Source organism: Streptomyces sp. VNUA24 (genome assembly GCF_029167005.1).
GTDB classification, from domain to species: Bacteria; Actinomycetota; Actinomycetes; order Streptomycetales; family Streptomycetaceae; genus Streptomyces; species Streptomyces scabiei.
In genome coordinates this window covers 9,499,092-9,521,080 of record NZ_CP119143.1, presented here as the reverse complement: position 1 = coordinate 9,521,080, position 21,989 = coordinate 9,499,092, and the positions used below count along the sequence as shown (strand labels likewise).

At 73.3% G+C, this 21,989-nt stretch carries 20 protein-coding genes; 10 read left to right on the top strand and 10 right to left on the bottom strand.

Annotation, left to right across the window (positions count from 1 at the left end; all coding sequences use genetic code 11):
* Position 1: 1 nt before the first annotated feature.
* Positions 2-877 (top strand): acyl-CoA thioesterase II, encoded by an 876-nt coding sequence (locus PYR72_RS40990; protein ID WP_005475120.1) that lies wholly within the window; start codon positions 2-4, stop codon positions 875-877.
* Here PYR72_RS40990 and PYR72_RS40985 read toward each other — a convergent pair.
* The 7 genes from PYR72_RS40985 to PYR72_RS40955 form a co-directional block, all read right to left on the bottom strand.
* On the bottom strand, positions 764-1,903 hold the full coding sequence (locus PYR72_RS40985; protein WP_275459978.1) for a DUF6397 family protein: 1,140 nt from the start codon (positions 1,901-1,903) through the stop codon (positions 764-766). The genes PYR72_RS40990 and PYR72_RS40985 overlap by 114 nt on opposite strands.
* A gap of 130 nt (positions 1,904-2,033) precedes the next feature.
* The gene (locus PYR72_RS40980) at positions 2,034-2,447 is read right to left on the bottom strand and encodes a roadblock/LC7 domain-containing protein (RefSeq protein WP_275459977.1); all 414 of its coding nucleotides are present in this window, start codon (positions 2,445-2,447) and stop codon (positions 2,034-2,036) included.
* Between the two features lie 225 nt (positions 2,448-2,672).
* Entirely contained in the window at positions 2,673-3,278 is a 606-nt protein-coding gene (locus PYR72_RS40975) for an ATP/GTP-binding protein (protein ID WP_275459976.1), read from the bottom strand.
* A gap of 188 nt (positions 3,279-3,466) precedes the next feature.
* Positions 3,467-3,880, bottom strand: coding sequence for a DUF742 domain-containing protein (locus PYR72_RS40970; RefSeq protein WP_275459975.1), 414 nt, complete (start codon positions 3,878-3,880; stop codon positions 3,467-3,469).
* Between the two features lie 20 nt (positions 3,881-3,900).
* On the bottom strand, positions 3,901-4,338 hold the full coding sequence (locus PYR72_RS40965) for a roadblock/LC7 domain-containing protein (RefSeq protein ID WP_059081794.1): 438 nt from the start codon (positions 4,336-4,338) through the stop codon (positions 3,901-3,903).
* On the bottom strand, positions 4,335-6,884 hold the full coding sequence (locus PYR72_RS40960) for a nitrate- and nitrite sensing domain-containing protein (protein WP_275459974.1): 2,550 nt from the start codon (positions 6,882-6,884) through the stop codon (positions 4,335-4,337). Before PYR72_RS40960 ends, PYR72_RS40965 begins: the two co-directional genes overlap by 4 nt.
* 52 nt (positions 6,885-6,936) lie before the next feature.
* Positions 6,937-7,713 (bottom strand): MHYT domain-containing protein, encoded by a 777-nt coding sequence (locus PYR72_RS40955; RefSeq protein WP_275459973.1) that lies wholly within the window; start codon positions 7,711-7,713, stop codon positions 6,937-6,939.
* Between the two features lie 152 nt (positions 7,714-7,865).
* Here PYR72_RS40955 and PYR72_RS40950 point away from each other — a divergent pair, with 152 nt between their 5' ends.
* From PYR72_RS40950 to PYR72_RS40940, 3 genes are all read left to right on the top strand, one after another.
* Positions 7,866-8,465, top strand: coding sequence for a class I SAM-dependent methyltransferase (locus tag PYR72_RS40950; RefSeq protein WP_275459972.1), 600 nt, complete (start codon positions 7,866-7,868; stop codon positions 8,463-8,465).
* Between the two features lie 232 nt (positions 8,466-8,697).
* Positions 8,698-8,994 (top strand): hypothetical protein, encoded by a 297-nt coding sequence (locus PYR72_RS40945; RefSeq protein ID WP_275459971.1) that lies wholly within the window; start codon positions 8,698-8,700, stop codon positions 8,992-8,994.
* Between the two features lie 136 nt (positions 8,995-9,130).
* Positions 9,131-9,994: a hypothetical protein gene (locus PYR72_RS40940; RefSeq protein WP_275459970.1), complete on the top strand. Its 864-nt coding sequence runs from the start codon at positions 9,131-9,133 to the stop codon at positions 9,992-9,994.
* Positions 9,995-10,046: 52 nt separating this feature from the next.
* On the opposite strand, the gene PYR72_RS40935 is transcribed toward PYR72_RS40940, so the two are convergent.
* Entirely contained in the window at positions 10,047-10,235 is a 189-nt protein-coding gene (locus PYR72_RS40935) for a hypothetical protein (RefSeq protein WP_037705135.1), read from the bottom strand.
* A 260-nt stretch (positions 10,236-10,495) separates the two neighbouring features.
* Here PYR72_RS40935 and PYR72_RS40930 point away from each other — a divergent pair, with 260 nt between their 5' ends.
* Positions 10,496-13,342, top strand: coding sequence for a DEAD/DEAH box helicase (locus PYR72_RS40930; protein ID WP_275460650.1), 2,847 nt, complete (start codon positions 10,496-10,498; stop codon positions 13,340-13,342).
* Positions 13,339-14,670, top strand: a complete 1,332-nt coding sequence (locus PYR72_RS40925; protein ID WP_275459969.1) for an SWF or SNF family helicase — start codon at positions 13,339-13,341, stop codon at positions 14,668-14,670. The genes PYR72_RS40930 and PYR72_RS40925 overlap by 4 nt, the downstream gene beginning before the upstream one ends.
* A 184-nt stretch (positions 14,671-14,854) precedes the next feature.
* Here the strand turns inward: PYR72_RS40925 and PYR72_RS40920 are convergent, their stop codons facing one another.
* Positions 14,855-15,133, bottom strand: coding sequence for a hypothetical protein (locus tag PYR72_RS40920; protein WP_275459968.1), 279 nt, complete (start codon positions 15,131-15,133; stop codon positions 14,855-14,857).
* Positions 15,134-15,616: 483 nt separating this feature from the next.
* Positions 15,617-16,783, bottom strand: a complete 1,167-nt coding sequence (gene xylA / locus PYR72_RS40915) for a xylose isomerase (RefSeq protein WP_275459967.1) — start codon at positions 16,781-16,783, stop codon at positions 15,617-15,619.
* Between the two features lie 146 nt (positions 16,784-16,929).
* On the opposite strand from xylA, the gene xylB reads away from it, so the two are divergent.
* The 4 genes from xylB to PYR72_RS40895 all read left to right on the top strand — a co-directional run bounded on the left by xylB (position 16,930) and on the right by PYR72_RS40895 (position 21,905).
* Positions 16,930-18,375, top strand: coding sequence for a xylulokinase (gene xylB / locus PYR72_RS40910; RefSeq protein ID WP_275459966.1), 1,446 nt, complete (start codon positions 16,930-16,932; stop codon positions 18,373-18,375).
* Between the two features lie 91 nt (positions 18,376-18,466).
* The gene (locus PYR72_RS40905; RefSeq protein WP_275459965.1) at positions 18,467-19,687 is read left to right on the top strand and encodes an ROK family transcriptional regulator; all 1,221 of its coding nucleotides are present in this window, start codon (positions 18,467-18,469) and stop codon (positions 19,685-19,687) included.
* Between the two features lie 220 nt (positions 19,688-19,907).
* A complete protein-coding gene (locus PYR72_RS40900) occupies positions 19,908-20,507 on the top strand; it encodes an N-acetylmuramoyl-L-alanine amidase (protein ID WP_275459964.1) in 600 nt (199 codons plus the stop codon).
* A gap of 120 nt (positions 20,508-20,627) precedes the next feature.
* Positions 20,628-21,905, top strand: coding sequence for a GAF domain-containing protein (locus PYR72_RS40895; protein ID WP_275459963.1), 1,278 nt, complete (start codon positions 20,628-20,630; stop codon positions 21,903-21,905).
* The last annotated feature ends 84 nt before the right edge of the window (positions 21,906-21,989 follow it).

Below are 21,989 nucleotides of genomic sequence, written 5' to 3'. Positions count from 1 at the left end.
CATGACGACCAACCCCGCCGAGCGGCTTGTCGACCTGCTCGACCTGGAGCAGATCGAGGTCAACATCTTCCGTGGGCGCAGCCCGCAGGAGTCCCTGCAGAGGGTCTTCGGCGGCCAGGTCGCCGGGCAGGCGCTGGTGGCGGCCGGCCGGACCACGGAGGGCGACCGGCCGGTGCATTCGCTGCACGCGTACTTCCTGCGCCCGGGCCGGCCGGGGGTGCCGATCGTGTACCAGGTCGAGCGGGTCCGCGACGGGCGGTCGTTCACCACGCGCCGGGTCACCGCCGTGCAGCAGGGCCGCACGATCTTCAATCTGACCGCCTCCTTCCACAAGCCTGAAGAGGGGAGCTTCGAGCACCAGCTGCCGCCCGCGCGGAAGGTGCCGGACCCCGAGTCGCTGCCGACGGTGTCGCAGGAGATCACCGAGCATCTGGGCGCGCTGCCGGAGCAGTTGGAACGCATGGCCCGGCGTCAGCCCTTCGACATCCGTTATGTCGACCGGCTGCGCTGGACGCCGGAGGAGGTCGAGAACGCCGAACCGCGCAGCGCGGTGTGGATGCGGGCCGTGGGGCCGCTGGGGGACGACCCGCTCGTGCACACCTGCGCGCTGACCTACGCCAGCGACATGACGCTCCTGGACGCCGTCCGGATCCCGGTCGAGCCCCTGTGGGGACCCCGCGGCTTCGACATGGCGTCGCTGGACCACGCCATGTGGTTCCACCGGCCGTTCCGCGCGGACGAGTGGTTCCTGTACGACCAGGAGTCACCGATCGCGGTGGGCGGCCGGGGGCTGGCCCGCGGCCGTATCTACGACCTGGAGGGCCGCCTGCTGGTGTCGGTCGTCCAGGAAGGGCTGTTCCGCAAGCTCGGCGCCTGACCGGCCGGCCGACGCGCGGGGCCCGCGCCGGAGCCGGCCCAGCAGGCCGCGCAGTCCCTCGGGTGCCGTGCCCGCCGTCGGCCGTGGGACTCCGGGATGCCGCCCGGCCCCGGCCCGGCTCGGCGCCGGTGTCGCGCGTCGGGCGGTGGTGGGCGCGGACACTTTCCGGCGCGACCGCGGCGCCAGACGGTGGGCGCGGGCCTCCGCGAGGGCCTGCAGGAGGTCGGTGCGCAGCCACGCGATCTCATCGGGATCGTCCGCCGTCCTGATCCCCGCGATGATCCGCGCGGTGGGCGAGTCGGGTGGGGAGTGGTCGGCCCGGAAGGGCCGGTGGTGGTTCAGTTCGGCGCGCTCGTAGGGGTCCTGGACGATCTGCGCGACCTGGATCGGATCGAGCAGGGAGGCCGGGGCCGCGGCGCGCCTCCAGGGGTCGTCGGACTGGCGCAGCAGGAATCCGAGTTGGCGTCCTCGCCAGTTCCGGGGCCGCAGGTCCAGGCCCTCTCCCAGCTGCCGCCTCGCGTCCTGCGGCATGCGGCCCGTCAGCCAGCGGGCGTTCTTCTCGTCGGCCGCGAACTGCCGCAGCTCGGCCGCCAGATAGAGCCAGACCACGGTCCGGTAGCGGTTGACGGAGAACGCGACCGGTGTGACGAGCCCGAGTCGTGCGAGGCGGGTGAACCGCGAGACGGCCACGCCCAGGATCTGGGCCGCCGGGAGGGAACTCACGGCGTCGACGCGTGCCCGCAGCGTTTCCGGGAAGCCCTTGGCAGCTCGGAGCCGGTCGATCTCCGCCTGTGCGATCCGGCGGGCTCCGCCTTCGTCGACGGTGCGCAGGCATCCCAGATGTACGGCGAGATCGAGTTCGCTTCGTTTCAGGCCCAGTTCGCGGGCGGCTCGGCCCGGTGCGAGGGTGCGGCCGTTCGCCCGGGCCGGTGAGGGTGCCGGGGCCTGTACCGGGGCGGCGCCCGGTGAGGTGGTCGTGGCGGATGCGCCGTGCGTGGTGGATCGGGTGACGGTGTCGCCGGACATGATGGTTCTCCCCCGTGTGGTGCGGTGCTCGCGCCGGTCTTGCGCTCGCCTCGGGAAAAACCGTAGCCCGTTCTCGGAAAGTCGTGGTCGGCCTGTGGATAACTCGGCCCGTATCGACGAGAACAGCAGGTCAGCGGTCCATCGCGGCGGAGCGTTCGGGTTGGCGGGCGTCCACGCGGAGGTGTTCGCCGACGCGGTTCACCAGGAGCGTCATCTCGTAGCCGATCAGGCCGATGTCGGCTTCCGCGGCGCTGAGCACACACAGGCAGCTGCCCGGTCCGGCCGCGGTGACGAAGAGCACCGCGTCGTCAAACTCGATCATGGTCTGTCGGACGTCGCCGGCACCGAAGTGACGGCCCGAGCCCTTGGCGAGGCTCTGCAGTCCCGAGGAGACCGCGGCCAGGTGCTCGGAGTCCTCGCGTCGCAGACCGGTGCTGGCCGCGGTGACCAGTCCGTCGTTGGACAGCACCAAGGCATGCCGTATGGGTTCGACGCGCTCGGTCAGGTCGTCCAGCAGCCAACCGAGTCCCGCGTTCCGCACCATCGTCCCTACTCCCCGTGTCGTCGCTCCCCCCTGGCAAGGAGGATCCGACGATTCAGCCTTCCCCACCGCCGTCGCCGGAGCAAGCAGGACGGGGACATGGCAGGGAAGATGACCGACAAGGCATGCCGGGACTTCCGGGCGAACTGCGACAACGGGCGCTTCCCCGCCCGAATCAACGGTGTCAAGGGCCCGAAACAGGCCAGGGCGGGGCGCGTTGCCGCCGGTTCAGCTCACGGAGTCGAGCAGCCGGGCGGTGTGCATCCGGCCGGCGTATTCCACGAGCCGTATGAGTACTTCCTTGCCGGAGTCGCGGTCCCGGGCGTCGCAGAGGACGACGGGGGTTCCCTCGTCGAGATCGAGGGCGCGCGCGACATCGGGGACGCCGTACGCGCGAGATCCCGAGAAGCAGTTGACGGCGACCACGAACGGGATGTGCCGGTGCTCGAAGTAGTCGACGGCCGGAAAGCAGTCCTGCAGCCGCCTGGTGTCCGCGAGGACGACGGCGCCCAGCGCCCCTTGTGCCAGCTCGTCCCAGAGGAACCAGAACCGGTCCTGGCCAGGGGTGCCGAACAGGTACAGCGAGAGTCCGGACCGGATGGTGATGCGCCCGAAGTCCATGGCGACGGTGGTGGTGACCTTCTGGTCCACCCCGTCGGTGTCGTCCACCGACTGGCCCGCCTCGCTCAGGAGCTCCTCGGTGCGCAGGGGTCTGATCTCGCTGACCGCGCCGACCAAGGTGGTCTTGCCCACGCCGAATCCACCGGCGACCAGGATCTTCAGTGCCAGGGCGCCCGTGTCGCCCTCTGTCTCATCGGAGTGCTCGGAGACCATCGATCACTTCTCTCGGGAGTGTCGGCCGTGGTCGACATCGGTAGGGCTGTGAGGAGTCAGCATCATGACAACTGCCACCTGCCCGTGTGGCGTTGTACCGGTTTTTCATTTCACCGACCGCTTCGTGCGTGTTCGATGCCTGGTTCGTGGCGCAAGTCGGCGCGGGTGCGACGCATGTGTCTGTTCGTCTACAGGGCCCTGAGTCCTTCGATCACCTCGCGCAGGATCCGCTCGTCCGGCAGCCGCGCGGGAGGAACGGGACGGCTGACGGTGACCCGGCCCAGCTCCAGGAGGTCGCCGAGGAGGACCCGCACGACACCGACGGGCAGGTCGGTGCCCGCGGCGAGTTCGGCGACGGACTGTTTCTCCGTGCTGCACAGCTCGACGAGGGCGCGGTGCTCGGGGCCGAGCAGGGCGTCGTCGGTGCCGGGTGCCTCCGCGCAGAGCGCGACCAGGGCGATCAGGTCGAAACGGGTCCCGCCCGGGCCGGACTTGGTGCGGCCGCCCGTCATCGCGTAGGGCCGGACGAGCGGCCCGGCGTCACTGTCGTACCACCGGCTGTCCGACGGCTCCTGCGCGGCGCCTGTGCTGCCCTCGGTCATGAGCAGGGCCCGTTCCTGGTTCATCCGGCCGCGGGCGGGCGCGCGCCGGCGCGTGTGGGTGTGCGGAGGTGCTCTCCGACGCGTTTCACCAGCCGGGCCATCTCGTACGCCACCAGACCGATGTCGGCCGTGACCGCGGTGAGGACGGCGAGACAGGAACCGTCGCCGGCGGCGGCCACGAAGAGGAAGCCGTCGTCCATCTCCACCATGGTCTGGCGTACGCCGCCGGCCCCGAAGTGGCGGCCCGTGCCCTTGGCGAGGCTGTGGAAGCCGGAGGCGACGGCGGCGAGGTGTTCGGCGTCCGCTCGTCCCAGGTCGCCGGAGGCGCCGACGGCGAGGCCGTCGTTGGACAGGACCACGGCGTGCCGCACCTCTTGCACGCGCAGTACCAAGTCGTCCAGCAGCCAGTCGAGTTCACCGGACCGCTCGGTGGCCCTGGCTCTCGGGTCCTGGATCATGCGGGGTCTCCTTCGCTGCTGTCGCTGCCCGCCTGGGGGCCTTGGGTGACGCCCTTGCCGGGTGTCCTGCCGCCGCCTCGCACCCAGCCGTCGCGGTAGGCCGTCATGCGGTCCCTGACGAGTTCGGGGGTGCGGGTGTCGTCGGGCGGGGAAGTCGTCGTCCGCGTGGGCTGCCCGGAGCGCTGTTCGCGGAGCTGGGGTGCGAGATGCGCCTGGCGTACCCGCCGCGGCAGTTCGCCGTTGTCGTCCCGTTCCGGCACGTGGCGTGGGGGCCGCAGGGCGGTGACGCCGGGCGGCGGCTCGGGCGGGCCGTCCGCCGGGAAGGGTCCGGCGGAGGCGGCGGGCGCCAGGAGGGCGCGCCGGTCCTCGGCCGGTTCGACGGGTTCCTGTTGCGGGGCGGCCGCCACGCGCGCGTACTCGCGTTGCTCGGCCGGTGGCTGCGCCTCGGCGACGGTGTGCGGGGATCGTTCCGGCGCCCCGCTGTGGAGCAGGGTGGTGGGCAGAAGGACCACCGCGGTGGTGCCGCCGTAGGGCGAGGTCCGCAGGTGGACCTTGATCTCGTGGCGGGCGGAGAGGCGGCTCACCACGAAGAGTCCGAGCCGGTCGCTGTCGAACAGGTCCAGGGCTTCGGACTGTTCGATGCGACGGTTGGCCTCGACGAGGGTCTCCTTGCCCATGCCGAGGCCCCGGTCCTCGATCTCGACGGCGTATCCGTTGCCGACCGGTTCCCCGGTGATGCGCACGCGTGTGTGGGGCGGTGAGAACTGGGCGGCGTTCTCCACGAGTTCCGCCAGGAGATGGGTGAGGTCGGCCACGGCGGCGCCGGAGATCTTCGCCTCGGGCAGTTGCCGCACCTCCACGCGCGCGTAGTCCTCGATCTCGGAGACGGCGGCTCGGACCACGTTCGTCAGGGAGACGGGCAGCCGCCAGGCGCGCCCGGGGGCGGCTCCGGAAAGGATGATCAGACTTTCCGCGTGGCGTCGCATGCGGGTGGTGAGGTGGTCGAGTCGGAAGAGGTCACTGAGTTCGTCGGGGTCGTCGGAACGGCGTTCCATGCTGTCGAGCAGGCTCAGTTGGCGGTGGACGAGGATCTGGCTGCGCCGGGCGAGGTTGACGAAGACTCCGGAGATGCCGCCGGCGAGTTCGGCGCGCTCGACTGCGGCGTGCAGGGCCGCTCGGTGCACCGTGCCGAGGGCTTCGGCGACCTGACCGGTCTCGTCCTCCGCCGGCGGTCCGGGCGGGGCCTCGGTGTCGACGTCGATGTCCTCCCCGGCGCGCAGTCTGCGCATGGCGTACGGCAGTTTCCGGCGGGCGATCTCCAGGGCGTCGTTGCGCAGTTTCACCAGTTCGACGACCAGGCCCCGTCCGATGCGCACGGAGATGACGAGGGAGGCGGCGACGGCGGCGAGACCGAGGAGCACCGCGGCCCCCGCCGGGGTGAGCAGGGCACGGGTGAACGGGCCGGAGGAGTCGGCGGCGCTTCCGGCGTCGGACTCGATGCCGCGCATGTCGTCCCGCACGCGCGCGTGGGCGGTCTGCCAGGCGGCCTCGGGGGCGGCGTGGAGCGCTCGGGTTCCGGGCCCGCCGGTGAGCACCGCGTCCTCGGCGCCCCGCAGATCGGCGTAGGCACGTTCACCGGCGAGGTCCTGCCAGGCGGTTCGCTCGCGGCCGCGCAGGTCGGCACCGGCGGCCTCGGTCAGGGTGCGGCGGGTGTCGACGGCGCCGGTGAACAGGCGCAGCCGCTCACGGTCGAGGGTTCCTGCCAGGCGAGCGCCGGCCAGGACCGTGTCCTCCTGGGCGAGGGCCTCGCCCGCGCGGGAGAACTCCAGCAGGACGCGCGCGTCGGAGCCGCGTTCGGCGTCCTGGACGCCGGTGAGCGCGCCGCCCACGCCGAAGGCGGCGGCGATGGTCGAGGTGTACCGCTCGTACGCCTCGGTCCAGCCGGTACGGCGGTCGAGCACCGAGGTGCGCAGCGCGCTCAGCCGGTCGGCACCGGTCACGAACCCGGCGAGTCGTTCGGCCACGCCGGCGGGCAGGTCCGCGCCGTCGGCGACGGTGTGCCGGTCTCCCAGACGCAGCGCGTCGACCGCCCGGCCGGTGCGCTGCGCCGTCGTACGCAGCTCGCTTTCTCGTGGGACGGAGGGCCTGGTCGCGTAGCGCACGGCAGCCACGCGCTCGGCCTGGAGCGCGGCGACGGCGTCGGCGACGGGGCCGCGGACGGAGGCGTCGACGCGCTGCGCCTGCCGGATGCGGGCGATGTCCTGGGCGGTGGTGACGGTGGCGTACGCCCACAGGGCGAGCAGGGAGACGACCGGCACCATGAGCAGGCAGACGATCTTGGCCCGGACGGTGCGGGGGCGTATGTGCCATCGGCCGGCGCGTGCGGGCGGCCCGGTCGTCGGGGCGCCGGTCTCGTCGGGGTCGTAGCGGCCTCCGGGGTCGAGGCGCTCGTCTGCGGGGGGTCCGGCGTGGGCGCGGCGGCCGCGTACGGCGGGCGGGGGCGGCGTCTCGGTGCCGGCTGTCGGGGTTCTGCGGGGTGTACGCATGGCCTCCTCCATCGGGGTGGCTCGGGGGCGGGTCTCGAAAGCCGCCGCGCGGCTAGAGGGCGGCGGCGTTCTCGACCGGTCGCTGGGCCGACGCGGACGCCTCGCGCTCCCCGGCCGTCGGTGACAGCGCGACGAACGCCGAGGTGAGGAAGAGGTAGGACCCGAGGCCGACGGCGAGGGGGAAGATGAACTGCATCGCCGTGGCCCCGGGCAGGTCCGCCCCGGACGGAGTGACCTCCACACGCACCGCCCACATGGCGGTGTAGTGCATGCTGCTCACCGCCGCCCCCATGACCAGGGACGCGACGGTGACCGCGAGGGGCGACTCGATGTTGAGCGCCGCCCAGAGCGCGGCGGTCGCGGCCACCACGGCGATCGCGACGGAGAGCGCGACGAGTGGCGGGTCGTAGGTCACGTCGCCGTGCAGCCGGACGGCGGCCATGCCCAGGTAGTGCATGCTCGCGACGCCCAGGCCGGTGGTGAGCCCGCCCAGCAGGAGGGCCCGGCCCCGGTCCCGGCTGTAGCCGATCGCGAAGACTCCGCCGCAGACCACCGTCATCGCGACCAGGAGGCTGAGGATGGTCAGTGGCACGTCGTAGCGGATCTCGGTGCCGCCGACTCCGAAGCCGAGCATCGCCACGAAGTGCATGGTCCAGATGCCGGTGCCGATCGCGGACGCGGCGGTGACGAGCCAGTTGCGACGGGACCTGCCGGTGGTGGCGAGCGCGCGGACCGTGCAGCGCAGGCCGAGCGCGGCGCCGATGGAGGCCATGACGTACGAGAGTGCGGGGGTCAGCCAGCCGAAGGTGGCGTGGTCCAGGTGTCCCATGGGTCCGGGACGGTAGTGGGGGCACGGGAGCACGAAGGGGGCGCATTTCGAAAGGTGCTGGAATGTGGCGCATATATGCACCGCAACGATCGCCTGTCGCCCGAACGTGCGCGCCACCTTCCGTGCCGTTCCGGTGGGGGATCATGCGGAACATGAGTGACGACCACACACATGTCCAGGAGTTCTTCACGGCACGGGCGGCGCACTGGGACACCCGCTTCCCCGACGACGGACCCGCCTACGCTGCGGCGGTCGCCGACCTCGGCCTGCGGGCGGGCGAGCGGGTGCTGGACGCGGGGTGCGGCACGGGACGCGCGCTGACGCCGTTGCGCGCCGCCGTCGGGCCTGCCGGCGTGGTGCTCGGGGCGGACCTGACGCCCGCCATGCTGGAGGCCGCCGCACGCGCCGGACGGGACCGCGACGGGCAGTTGCTGCTGGCCGACGTCGCCGCGCTGCCGCTGCGCACGGAGTCGCTGGACGCGGTGTTCGCCGCCGGCCTCGTCGCGCACCTGCCGCACCCGGCCGAGAACCTGCGGGAGCTGGCGAGGGTGGTCCGGCCGGGCGGCACGCTGGCGCTCTTCCACCCCATCGGCCGGGCGGCGCTCGCGGCACGCCAGGGGCGGCGGATCACCCCGGAGGATCTGCGCGCCGAGGGAAACCTGCGACCGCTGCTGGCCGCCGCGGGCTGGAGCATGACGTCGTACGCCGACGAGGACACCCGTTTCCTCGCGCTCGCCACCCGCGACGGCTGAGTTCACGCCGCGGAGGTCCGGACAGGCCGGGAGGCGCCGTGCCGGGCGGGGAGAACCGTGAGGGCCGGGGGAAGTCGTGAGGGCCGGAACATCCGCGTCCTGAATGCATCGCCCGCACGGGCCCCGGCTCGTCCTCCCCCTTCTGCGGCGCCGCATCAGTCATTACGTTGATGACGACGCTTTCCGTCGATGAGGACGGCTGTGAACCCGACGCGGAGGGTAGGTAGTCCGTATGTTCGAGAGTGTTCGCAAGTCCATCGGCAGATTCTTCGACTCGTCGCGCACCGAGAACACCGCGCGGGAGGCGAAGCGCACGCACAACCTGTTCGAGGCGGCCGCCGTCTACATCTCCGCGTGCGCCGACGACGACCAGGACCAGGTCGACGAGGCCGTGACCTGGGTGTCGCCCGAGGCCCTGTCGTTCGGGGTCAGCGAGCTGGCGTGCCGGGCGGTCATCGCGCTCGCGAGGGAGCGGGACGAGTCTCCGCAGACGGTCGCGCGGTCGCTTCTGGGGCTGCCCGCCGCCTGAACCGCCGTACTCCCGGTCGATTCCGCCGCGCCCACCCGGACACCTGCGCCCGCGTACCGGGTTCCTGCTCGTGACAAGGGCCCGCCGCGCGCATTAGGGTGCGCCGACGGACGAGCGAGAGCAATGGGAGGCCGGCATGGCCGGGACGGACGACGAGGCCGTCACCGCCGGGGACGACGACGCACTGTATGTGCTGACGGCGGTACTGCTCACGCCCGCGAACTTCCCCAGCGTGCTGGGCGACGACTATCCGGAGGCCTGCGCGGCCCTCGGCCTGGCGCCGCTCGCCGACGGGTACGGGATCGTCCTGGGCCAGGACGGCGACGGCGCCCGGTGGACGGTGGCGGTGGACGACGTCTCGCTGGTCGCCGTGGCCATCGCCTCGTGGGACTGCGGCATGGAGTACGACCTGTCACCGGACGAGCATTCGGTCGTGGCCGCGCTGCCGGGTTGGCCCCTGGCGGTGGCGGTGGCGGCCCCGGGCGTGCCCGCCCCGCACGACCCCGACCCGGAGGTGTCGGATCTGCCGCCGCTGAGCCCTCCGGACACCGGCACATGGGGTCCCGCCCAGCGGCGTCTCGGAGCCGACGAGATCGCTCTGCAGTGGTCCACCTGGCGGGAGCAGATCGACGACGCCGCGTTCGCCGGGCAGGACGGCACGGACCCGGCGGCGCCGGACGGCGGGGGGCCGGCAGGGGCGGCGACCGACGCCGACACGGACCAGGCCGTCCCTCGCACGGGCATCCGCCGCGTCCTCGCCGAGGCACGCGCGTACGTGGATTCGCCGCCGCCCCTCGGGCGTGTCCGCTCCTCCTTCGCGCCGGGCGACGCCCGCACGCTCCGGGCCGACGGTCCCGGCTGGTCGATGGTGGCCAGGACCGACGACATCGCCTTCGTCCTGCTGGACGAGGAGCCCGGCGAGGTCCTGCCGGTGGGCCGGGGGCCGGAACTGCCCGGCCTCCTGGAATCCCTCGACAAGATCGCCGTACGCCCCAACTGATCCCCGGAGTTCCGCCGGCCCGTACGCCCTCGCGCACCGGGCCGGCGGCGACTCACCGGCCGAGTTCCTTGCGGCCGACCCGACGCAGCCTGCGCCGCTGCGAGGGGTCCAGCGCCAGGTACGCGGCCGTGGGAATCCCCAGGACTATCAGGAGATTGGCCCAGAAGGGGAAGGGCAGAAGGATCAGCAGGACGATCCCGATTGCCGCACCCCCCGCGACGATCTTCGTGCTCTTCGACATCTGCGTCGCCTCCTTCGCGGCCACTGCCGCTCTCTGTCCTGAAAACGGGAGCGGAGTCCCCGCGGTTCCGGACCACGACCCTGACGCGCCCCTGAGTCGAACCCCCGTACAACCCTGAGATGCCCCCGACACCGCCCGGGAAAAGTGACCCACGTCACTCCCCCACGAGGCGGACCGACGTTTGAGGCGATGCACTCTCGGCAATTCTGGCTGCGGTAGTCAAATTTGAGGAGTCCCGAATCCCTGTGCCGACGAACCTCATGGCAACTCCCTCCGCGATCTCGGTCCCGGCCCGCTGTCACGCCGTCTTCGTGGCGGCGGACCCCGCCCGCACCGGCCGGGTGGTCTTCTGGCGGACGGACGGCTCGACGCCGCCCCCGCTGCCGCACGGCTCCGCCGACGAGCTGACCGTCGTGCTGCCCGGCGACGACCGCGTCGAACAGGTCACGGTGCCCGCCGTGTCGCTGCCGGTGCGCGCCGCACTCCCACTGCTGACCCGCGCGCGTGCCGCGGCGGACGCCGACCGGGCGACGGCGTTCTGGGGCGCGGCCTGCCTGCTGGCGCTCCAGTTCGCCGCGCGCGGACTGCTGTTGCCCGGTGTCACCCGAGGCGGCCATGACGCCTGGCGGGCGGGCCCCCTGCGAGCGGAGGATCTGGACCGGGTGAGGGAACTGGCCGCCGCCATGCCGCCCGAGGCACACGCGGTACCCGTCGGCGACGGCGAGCCGTGGCGACTGCCCGATCCGGAGCGGCTGCTGCGCGCCTTCCTCGACGCCGTCGTGGACACGCTCCCCCGCTCCCCCGCGGCCGCCATCGCGGCGGGCGGCCCCGCCTTCGCCGCACAGGAGCCCCGGCACATCCCCGAGCAGCGTGCCTGGGCCGCGGATGTCGCCGCCGGACACGACGCGGGCGTCCGCGTCTCGCTGCGCGTCGAGGTCTCCGGCCTCACCTCGGCCGGGGCCGCCGATCCGGGCGACGAGGCACCCGCGTTCCGCGTCGTCCCGCAGGTGCACAGCGTGGACGATCCGGCGCTCCTCGCCGACGCCGCCGCCGTGTGGGCCGCCGCCGGGTCCTTCGGGCCGCGTGCGCGGATGGACGCCCTGCTGGCGCTGCGCCGTGCGGCCCGCGCCTGGGCACCGCTCGCGCCGCTACTGGCGGCAGCCGTGCCGGACGCCGTGGAACTCGCCGACGAGGAGGTCGTCGAGCTGCTCGGCGAGGGCGCCCGCCTGCTGGCGGCGGCCGGCGTCGATGTGCACTGGCCGAAGCAGGTGGAGCGCGGCCTGACCGCACGGGCGGTCATCGGCCCACCGGACGAGGAGCGGGACTCCGCGCGCTCCGCGTCGGCCGCACCGGCGTATCTGTCCTCCGACGCGCTCCTCGCCTTCGACTGGTCGTTCGCCCTCGGCGACCAGCGGCTCACCCGGCAGGAGCTGGACCGGCTCGCGGAGGCGAACCGGCCCATGGTGCGGCTGCGCGACCGGTGGGTGCTGGTGGACCCGGAGGAGATCCGCCGCGCGCGTGCCCAGCGGGACCGCAAGGTGTCGCCCCTCGACGCCCTCGGCGCGGCGCTCACGGGCTCCACGGAGGTCGACGGCCGCACGGTCGAGGTACGGCCCACGGGGTGGCTGGCGACGCTCAGGGAACAGCTGTCGGATCCCGAGGGGCACGAGCCGGTCGGGCAGCCGTCCGCTCTGGCGGCCACCCTGCGGGACTACCAGCTGCGCGGTCTCGACTGGCTGGCCCGGACGACCTCTCTGGGCCTCGGCGGCTGTCTCGCCGACGACATGGGCCTCGGCAAGACCATCACCCTGATCGCCCTGCATCTGCACCGGCAGACGGACGCCGCGTCCGCGGGACCCACCCTCGTGGTCTGTCCGGCCTCGTTGATGGGCAACTGGCAGCGCGAGATCGAGAAGTTCGCGCCCGGTGTGCCGGTGCGCCGCTTCCACGGGCCCGCGCGCCGCCTGGACGGTCTCGGCGACGGGGAGTTCGTCCTCACCACGTACGGCACGATGCGGCTCGACGCGCCGCACCTCGCCGGCGTGCCCTGGGGCGTGGTCGTGGCGGACGAGGCCCAGCACGTGAAGAACCCCGGATCGGCCACGGCGAAGGCACTGCGCACGATCGGGGCACGCGCGCGCGTGGCGCTCACCGGCACTCCGGTGGAGAACAACCTGTCCGAACTGTGGGCGATCCTCGACTGGACCACTCCGGGCCTCCTCGGCACGCTCGGCGCCTTCCGCTCCCGCTACGCGGATGCCGTGGAGGGCGGCCGGGACCCCGTCGCCGCCGAGCGGCTCACCCGTCTCGTTCGGCCGTTCCTGCTGCGCCGCCGCAAGTCGGACCCGGGCATCGCGCCGGAACTCCCGCCGAAGACCGAGACGGACCTGGCGGTGTCCCTCACCAGGGAACAGGCGGGGCTCTACGAGGCGTTGGTCCGCGAGACCATGGCGGAGATCGCCCACGCCGACGGCATGGAACGGCGCGGACTGATCATGAAGCTGCTGACCGGGCTGAAGCAGATCTGCAACCACCCCGCCCAGTACCTCAAGGAGGAGCGACCGCGCGTCGCGGGCAGATCCGGGAAGACGGAACTGCTGGACGAACTGCTGGACACCATCCTCTCCGAGGGGGCCGGCGTCCTGGTCTTCACGCAGTACGTGCGCATGGCGCGACTTCTGGAACGTCATCTGGCGGCACGCGGCGTACCCACGTTGTTCCTGCACGGCGGGACGCCGGTGACCGAGCGCGAGTCGATGGTCGAACGGTTCCAGGCCGGCGAAGTACCGGTCTTCCTGCTGTCGTTGAAGGCCGCGGGCACGGGGCTGAACCTGACCCGCGCCGAACATGTCGTGCACTACGACCGCTGGTGGAACCCGGCCGTAGAGGCGCAGGCCACCGACCGGGCGTACCGCATCGGGCAGACCCGACCGGTGCAGGTGCACCGGCTGATCGCGGAGGGGACGGTCGAGGACCGCATCGCGGACATGCTGCTCAGCAAGCGGAAGCTGGCCGACGCGGTGCTGGGCGGCGGCGACACCGCGCTCACCGAGCTGTCCGACGCCGAACTGGCCGACCTGGTGGAACTGCGGGGGGACGCACGATGACACGACTCCAGGGACACGACGACGAGCGCACGTTCACCCTGCCCGCCCCCGCGCCCGGACGGGCTCTGGCGCGGACGTGGTGGGGACGGGCCTGGCTGAAGGCACTTGAGGACGCCGCTCTGGACGGACAGCAGCTGAAGTCGGGGCGCAGGCTGGCGCGCGCGGGCGCGGTGGGCGCGGTGTCGGTGCGCCCCGGGCGGGTCACCGCCGTCGTCCAGGATCTCGACGGCACCGCTCACCGCGCCGATGTGCTGCTGCAGGAGCTGACCGGTGATCAGTGGAACCGCTTCGCGGGCATGGCGGTGGAGCGGGCCGGGCACGTCGCGGCCCTGCTCGACCGTGAGATGCCACCGCACCTGGTGGAGGACGCCGCGACCGCCGGGGTCGAACTGCTGCCCGGCCTCGGTGATCTGGAGGCGGAGTGCGCCTGCGGAGCCTGGGACCACTGCGGTCACACCGCGGCCCTTTGCTACCAGGTGGCCCGGCTGCTGGACCGGGACCCGTTCGTCCTGCTGCTGATGCGGGGGCGCGCCGAGCGCGCGCTCCTGGACGAGCTGCAGGTGCGCGGCACCGGCCCGGTGGCGGACGGGCAGACGGCGGACGGGCAGACGTCGGGCGGGCAGGTGGCCGCGGAACGCCTTCGGGGAGGTAGCCGGGACGGGGTGGACGCCGCCGAGGCGTTCGCGGCGGGCGGGATCCTTCCGCCGTTGCCGGAGCCGCCGGTGCTGCCGGTCGGGCCGGGCCTGCCGGCCTCCCTGGACACCGAGGTCCCGCCCGCCCCCGGAGTGGATCCGGCCGCGCTGGAGTTTCTGGCGGCGCAGACGGCCCGTCAGGCCCACAGGATGCTGGCCGAGGCCCTCCGGCCCGGTCACGATCGGCAGCCTCCGGAGGACGAGTCGACCGTCCGTCAGGACGTGGTACGGCTGGCCTCTGGCGATCCGGGACCGGGCGTCACCGCGCGACTCGGCGCAGAATTCGGGCGGGGCCGGGACGGGCTGGACGTCGCGGTACGTGCCTGGCGGTCCGGCGGCGCCGCCGGACTCGCCGTCCTGGAGGAGGAGTGGCCCGTACCGGCGGAATCGCTCGCACGCGCGCGTGCCGCTCTGGCGGCGGCCTGGGACGAGGACGAGCGGCCCGCGTTGCGGTCCGCGCACAACCGCTGGACCGTGATCGGCGGCTCGGCCCAGCTACGGCTGAGCCGGGACGGCCGCTGGTGGCCCTACGGCAAGGAGCGGGGGCGGTGGGTGCCCGCGGGACCGGCGTCGCACGATCCGGCGACGGCGTTGGCAGCCGTACGGACCTCGGTCGGAGCCGGGACCGACGGCTGAGGATGCCGGGCAGTCGAGCGGGCCAGGGCGGTCGAGCTGCTAGGTCGTCCTCCACGCGCGCGTACCCAGCTGTCGGCGGGCGGGCGCCCTGGCCGGTCCCGGAGCCCGAAGGGGCCACGGCTGCGAGCACGGCGACGTCCCTGCGAGCACGGCGACGTCCGGCTCGTGGCCCGGCGGTTCCCGCTCACCCGATGTCGCCGACCTGGTCGGGAAGGAGCGAGCCGAGGTCGCCGGGAAGCTCGCTCGGGAACCCGCTGGGCAGGTCGCTCGGGAAGCCGGAGGGAAGCGTCGGGAGGTCGCTGGGCAGTTGCGAGGGGAGGCTCAGCGACGGAGTCGGGGTGGGCGAACGGCCCGTACGGCCGACGGTTCCGCCCTGCTCCCGGTCGTCCGGTGGTCCCTCGCCACCGGAGATCGCGAGAACCACGGCGACGACCGCGCCCAGGGCGATGATCACTGCCGCCACGACGACGGTGACGGTGCGTCGGTGAAGAGGAGGAGGTCCGCCGGGCGGACCGGGTGGCTGCCAGCCCCCGCCCTGACTCGGGGGCTGGCAGCCTTCACCCTGCCCCCAGGGAGGCAGGGCACCGCCCTGTGCAGGGGGCCCGAAGGCCCCGGGCGGTGGTGTGTGTCCCCCGGCCGGATGGCCCGGCGGTGGTCCGAAGCCCCCCGAAGGGGGCCCGGCGCCGTGGTCGGGGGGTGTGGTGTTCTCCGGCGGCTGCGGCGGTGTCGGCGGCATGCCCATAGCGACCAGGGTCGCCGTCGGGCGGCCAAGTCGCGACCCATGCGGGGAAGTTGCTGCCGACGCATGCCATGAAGCGCATGGTTCCGGAGAATTCCGTGCGGGAAGCGACCGAACCGGGCGCGAAAGGCCACCGCCGCGAAGGCCGGCCGGAGCGGCGGCAGGCCGCTGTCACGCGGCGGCGGACAGGGCCTCCCGCGCGCGTGCTCAGCCCCTGGCACCCAGCAGGTGGTCCATGGCCAGCTGGTCGAGCTGCTCGAAGGCCATGCCGCGCGCGGCGGCGGCCTCGGCGTCGAACTCCTCGAAGGCCGTGCGGTCGGCGAGCAGGGCCTGCAGACCGTCGGCGGCCGTGGCCTGGGCCAGCTGGTCCAGGCGCGCGGCGCGCAGGGCCTCCTGGACCGCCGGGTCCGCACGGAAGGCGGCCGCACGCTCCTTGAGGATCAGGTAGTTGCGCATGCAGCCCGCGGCCGACGCCCAGACACCGTCGAAGTCCTCGGTACGCGGCGGCTTGAAGTCGAAGTGCTTGGGGCCCGCGTACCCGGCGGACTCCAGCAGGTCGACCAGCCAGAAGGCGGAGCGCAGGTCGCCCGCGCCGAAGCGGAGGTCCTGGTCGTACTTGATGCCGGACTGGCCGTTGAGGTCGATGTGGAAGAGCTTGCCCGCCCAGAGCGCCTGGGCGATGCCGTGCGGGAAGTTCAGGCCGGCCATCTGCTCGTGGCCGACCTCGGGGTTCACGCCGTACAGCTCCGGGCGCTCCAGGCGCTCGATGAAGGCGAGGGCGTGGCCGACCGTGGGGAGCAGGATGTCGCCGCGCGGCTCGTTGGGCTTGGGCTCGATCGCGAACTTCAGGTCGTAGCCCTGGGAGGTCACGTACTCGCCGAGGAGGTCGAAGGCTTCCTTCATGCGGTCGAGCGCGTCCCGCACGTCCTTGGCGGCGCCGGACTCGGCGCCCTCGCGGCCGCCCCAGGCGACGTAGATCTTGGCACCCAGCTCGACCGCCAGGTCGATGTTGCGGATGGTCTTGCGCAGCGCGTAGCGGCGGACGTCGCGGTCGTTGGCGGTGAACGCGCCGTCCTTGAAGACGGGGTGGGTGAAGAGGTTGGTGGTCGCCATCGGCACGGTCATACCGGTGGCGTCCAGGGCCGCGCGGAAGCGCTTGACGTGCTCCTCGCGCTCGCCGTCGGAGGACCCGAAGGGGATCAGGTCGTCGTCGTGGAAGGTCACTCCGTAGGCGCCGAGGTCGGCCAGGCGCTGCACCGACTCGACCGGGTCGAGGGCGCGCCGGGTGGCGTCGCCGAACGGGTCCCTTCCCTGCCAGCCGACGGTCCACAGGCCGAAGGTGAACCTGTCATCGGGGGTGGGCTGGTAGTTCATGCCGCGGCTCCTTGCGCTCCGACTATTTCGTCATGGCGATTTACAAATTAGTATGCGGACGTGTCTCCGGGAAGGCAAGATGTCGCCCGGCAGAGGCGCCGGCCGCGTCAGCGGCCCATCACGAGCCGTGTGAGAGGGAGAGCCCGATGTCAGCAGCCGAGGGTCCGCTCGTCGTCGGTGTGGACTCGTCCACACAGTCCACCAAGGCCCTGGTCGTCGACGCGTCGACGGGACGCGTGGTGGCGAGCGGACAGGCACCGCACACCGTGTCCTCCGGCGCGGGCCGGGAGAGCGATCCCCGGCAGTGGTGGGACGCCCTGCACGAGGCGCTGCACCAGTGCGGGGACGCGGCGCGGGAGGCTGCGGCGGTGTCGGTCGGCGGCCAGCAGCACGGCCTCGTCACCCTCGACGCCCGGGGCGAGCCGGTCCGTCCCGCGCTGCTGTGGAACGACGTGCGCTCGGCGCCGCAGGCCGCCCGCCTGGTGGAGGAACTGGGCGGCGCGAAGGCCTGGGCGGAGCGCGCCGGAAGCGTTCCGGGACCGTCCTTCACCGTCACGAAGTGGGCCTGGCTGGCCGAGAACGAGCCCGAGGCGGTCCGCGCGACCGCCGCCGTGCGCCTGCCGCACGACTACCTCACCGAGCGCCTCACCGGCCAGGGCACGACCGACCGCGGCGACGCCTCCGGCACCGGATGGTGGGCGTCGGCGACCGAGGCGTACGACCCGGAGGTCCTGGACCGTGTCGGTCTGGACCCTGCGCTGCTCCCCCGTGTGGTCCGGCCGGGCGAGGTCGCCGGGACCGTGCGGGACACACACGATCTGCCGTTCGCCAAGGGCACGCTGGTCGCGGCCGGCACGGGCGACAACGCGGCCGCCGCGCTGGGGCTCGGGCTGCGCCCCGGCACCCCGGTGCTGAGCCTCGGCACCTCCGGCACGGTGTACGCCGTCTCCCGGCACCGCCCCGCGGACCCGACCGGCACGGTGGCGGGCTTCGCCGACGCGCACGGGGACTGGCTGCCCCTGGCCTGCACCCTGAACTGCACCCAGGCCGTCGACCGGATCGCCGCCCTGCTGCACCTGGACCGCGAGGCCGTGGAGCCCGGCACGACCGCCACTCTCCTGCCCTACCTGGACGGCGAACGCACCCCGGCCCTGCCGCACGCCGCGGGACTGCTGCACGGACTGCGGCACGACACCACCGGCGGCCAGCTGCTGCAGGCCGCCTACGACGGGGCCGTCCACTCGCTGCTCGGCGCCCTCGACCTGGTCCTCGACGCCGACGCGGACACCTCCGTGCCGTTGCTGCTCATCGGCGGCGGCGCGCGGGGAACGGCCTGGCAGCAGACCGTGCGTCGTCTGTCGGGGCGCGCCGTACAGGTCCCCGAGGCGAGGGAACTGGTCGCCCTGGGCGCCGCCGCGCAGGCGGCCGGACTGCTCACCGGCGAGGACCCGGCCGCGGTCGCCCGCCGCTGGGACACGGCGAGGGGGCCGGTGCTGGAGGCCGTGGAACGGGACGAGGAGACGCTGGCCAGGATCTCCGGGGTACTGTCCGACGCGGCGCCGCTGCTGGAGCGCGGGACGGGCGGCCGCTGAGCACAGCGGGCGTGTCCGACGTGGGAAAATACGATTCCGTCATGATCTGCAGAACACCCACCAGGACACACCGACGGGAGCCGGGGGAGGCATGACCGCACCACTGCACGACACCCACGCGGGCGGCTCCGGGCGCCGCCTGCCCGACAACCAGCAGGGCATGCGCCGCCGCAACCTCGCCCGGGTGCTGCACGCGGTCAACGCCGAGGGACCGCTGTCCCGCGCCGCGGTCGCCTCCCGCATCGGTCTGACCCGGGCCGCCGTGTCCACCCTCGTGGACGAGCTGATCCGCTCGGGACTCCTGGAGGAACTGGGCCCGGAGCGCCCCGGCCGGGTCGGGCGGCCCGGCTCGGCACTCGCGCTCAGTGGGCGTGGCCCCGCCGGGATCGGCGCGGAGATCGGGGTCGACCACCTGGCGGTCTGCGCCGTGGACCTGCGCGGCGAGGTGCGGGCCCGGGCGGTGCGCCAGGGCACCAACCGCGGCCGGTCGCCCGAGCCGGTCGTCGACGACCTCACGCGCCTCGTCCGGCAGGTCGTCGCCGAGGCGGAGAACGAGGGCCTGTGGCCCGCCGGACTCGCGGTCGCCGTGCCCGGGCTGGTGGCGAGCGACGCCCGGACGGTGGTCCGCGCCCCCAACCTCGACTGGCACGACACGGACCTGGGCGCCCTGTTGCCCGGCGGTCTGCCCGGCGGCCTGCCGGTGACCGTGGACAACGAGGCGAACTTCGGCGGCCTCGCGGAACTCTGGCTCGGCGACGGCACCCCACCGGACTTCCTGCACGTCTCCGCGGAGATCGGCATCGGCGGCGCGGTCGTCGTGGACGGCCGGCTGCTCCGCGGCACACGCGGTTTCGCGGGCGAGCTGGGACATGTTCCGGTCCGCCCGGAGGGCCCCGCCTGCGCGTGCGGCGGACGCGGCTGCCTGGAGCAGTACGCCGGCGAGGAGGCCGTACTGCGTGCGGCCGGCCTCGAACCGGCGGAGCACCGTGTGGAGTTCCTCGCGGAACGGGCCGCGGCCGGTGACAAGGATGTGCACCGGGCCCTGCGCGGCGCCGGTACGGCACTCGGCATCGCGCTGACCGGCGCGGTCAACCTCCTGGACCCCGAGACCGTGGTGCTCGGCGGTGCCCTGGCCGCGCTCGCTCCCTGGCTGCTGCCCTCGCTGGAGCGGGAGTTGGCACGCCGTACGGCCGGTCCGGCATGCGCCGTGACCGTGTCCCGGCTGGGGTCCGACGGACCGCTGCTGGGCGCGGCCCACTCGGTGGTGCGGGCCGTGCTGGACGATCCGGCGGCGGCCGGGGTTCGGCCGTGACGCGGTTCGGCACCGTCGGCGCTCGGACGTGAGCGGGCCCATCACCCTTCCGGGTGGCGCAGTTGTCCACAATCGGCTGTCTGTCCACCGTTTTCCCCCCGCCCGGACGGCCCGGCCCGCGATCGCCGTACCGTGATTCACGTGAGGCGCAGCCGTCCGGCCCGTGGACGCGTCCTCACCTGCGATGTCCGAGCGGAATCACACCCTGAGAGGCGGACCGATGGAGCGAGTCAGGCCGTTGCCGAGCAGACGCCGGCTCCTGCGGGGCACCGCCCTCGCCACGATCCCCTACGTCCTGCTCCCGAGCCCTCGGGCCGACAACCGGCCGCCGCCCGTCGACCGCGCACCGGCCCTGTGGGAACCGGCGAGCGCGGCCAACTACACCGCCGCCGACCGACCGGCCGGCCAACCGATCGACCTCGTGATCATCCACGTGACGCAAACGACGTACAAGAACACCCTGCCCGTCTTCTGGAACCCGGCGAAACAGGTCTCCGCGCACTATCTGCTCCGCTCCGGGGACGGGCGGGTCACCCAGTGCGTCCGTGAGCACGACATCGCCTGGCACGCGGGCGACTGGGCGTACAACGCCCGCAGCATAGGCATCGAGCACGAGGGCTGGGTCGACCGGCCCGAATGGTTCACCGGGGCCATGTACGAGCAGTCGGCGAGGCTCACCTCGGCGATCTGCGACACGTACGGCATACCGAAGGACCGCGCCCACATCATCGGTCACCACGAGGTACCGGGCACCGACCACACCGATCCGGGACCGCACTGGGACTGGGACCTCTACATACGCCTGGTCAACTCCGCCTGACAGCGTCAGAACCGCAGCGGTTCTCGGAGTCCGCCCCGGCGGAGGGGGCGCGTGGCTTGTCGGGCGTGCCTTCGGCGGTGACGATGGTCCCGGCGGTGTGTGCTCTCCGGGGAGGCCGAGTTGAGCGATCCATGGGTGGCCCTGGAGCAGGGTGCCGATCCCGTCGAGCGGGTGCGGGTACTGCGCCGTGCGCACGAGGCGTTCACACAGCAGGGCACAGTGGCGCGGCCGGTGCGTGCGGTGGTCGCGGATTCCTGGCGCCGGTCGGCGAGAGCGGGCGTCGGGCCGGAGGGCACCGCACGGGTGGAACTGACGGACGGGGACCTCGGTTCCTACCGCGCGGAGCATCCGCTGGCCCGGGTCATGCCGTTGATCCGGGAGCTGCTGGGCACGTTCGCGGCGGACGGCGAGCATCTGCTGGCCGTGTGCGACGCCCAGGGCAGGCTCCTGTGGGTGGAGGGGGATGCCGCGACCAGACGGCGGGCGGACCGGATGAACTTCGTGCCGGGCGCGCGCTGGGCGGAGTCCGTGGTCGGGACGAACGCGCCGGGTACCGCGGTCGCCCTGGACCGGCCGGTGCAGGTGTTCGCGGCCGAGCACTTCATACGGCGGGTTCAGCCGTGGACGTGCGCGGCGGCCCCGGTGCACGATCCGCGTACGGGGCGGGTGCTCGGCGCGGTCGACATCACCGGCGGAGACGGCCTGGCCCATCCGCACAGCCTGGGCTTCGTCCAGGCTGTGGCGAGGGCGGCCGAGTCCCAGCTCGCTCTGCTGGCCCCGCCCGCAGCGGCGGCCGACGCGATCGAACTGGCCGCTCTGGGACGCGACGAGGCCCAACTCGTCGTCGCCGGAAGGAAGATCAGACTCAGCCGCCGGCACAGCGAGATCCTGGTACTGCTGGCGCGGCACCCGGAGGGACTGTCCGGGGACGAGTTGCTCTGTGCGCTGTACGAGGACGAGTCGGTGACGCCGGTGACACTGCGGGCCGAACTGGCCCGGCTGCGGCGCCTGCTCGGACCGGGCCTGCTGGGGTCACGGCCGTACCGGATCACGGTCCCGGTCGAGTCCGACGTGGCGGTCGTGGAACGGAGGTTGGAGACGGGGGCGGTGACGGCGGCCGCCTCTGCGTACGGGGGCCCGTTGCTGCCGGGTTCGCAGGCTCCGGCCGTCGTACGACTGCGGCACCGACTCGCCGACGGACTGCGCACCGCGCTGATAGCCCGCCGCGATCCCGACCTTCTGGCGGACTGGGCACACGCCCCCTGGGGCGAGGACGACCTGGAGGTATGGCGGGCGCTGGCGGTCGCACGACCGACCCCAGCGGTGCGGTCCCGGCTGCGCGAGCTGGAGTCGGAACTGTCGGCACCATCGGGGTGGGGGCTGGTTCGACGTTCTTGAGGGCGGGGCGGGGCGGGGCGGGGCGGGGCGGGGCGGGGCGGGGCGGGGCGGGGCGGGGCGGGGGTGCAACGTCGTTGCAACATT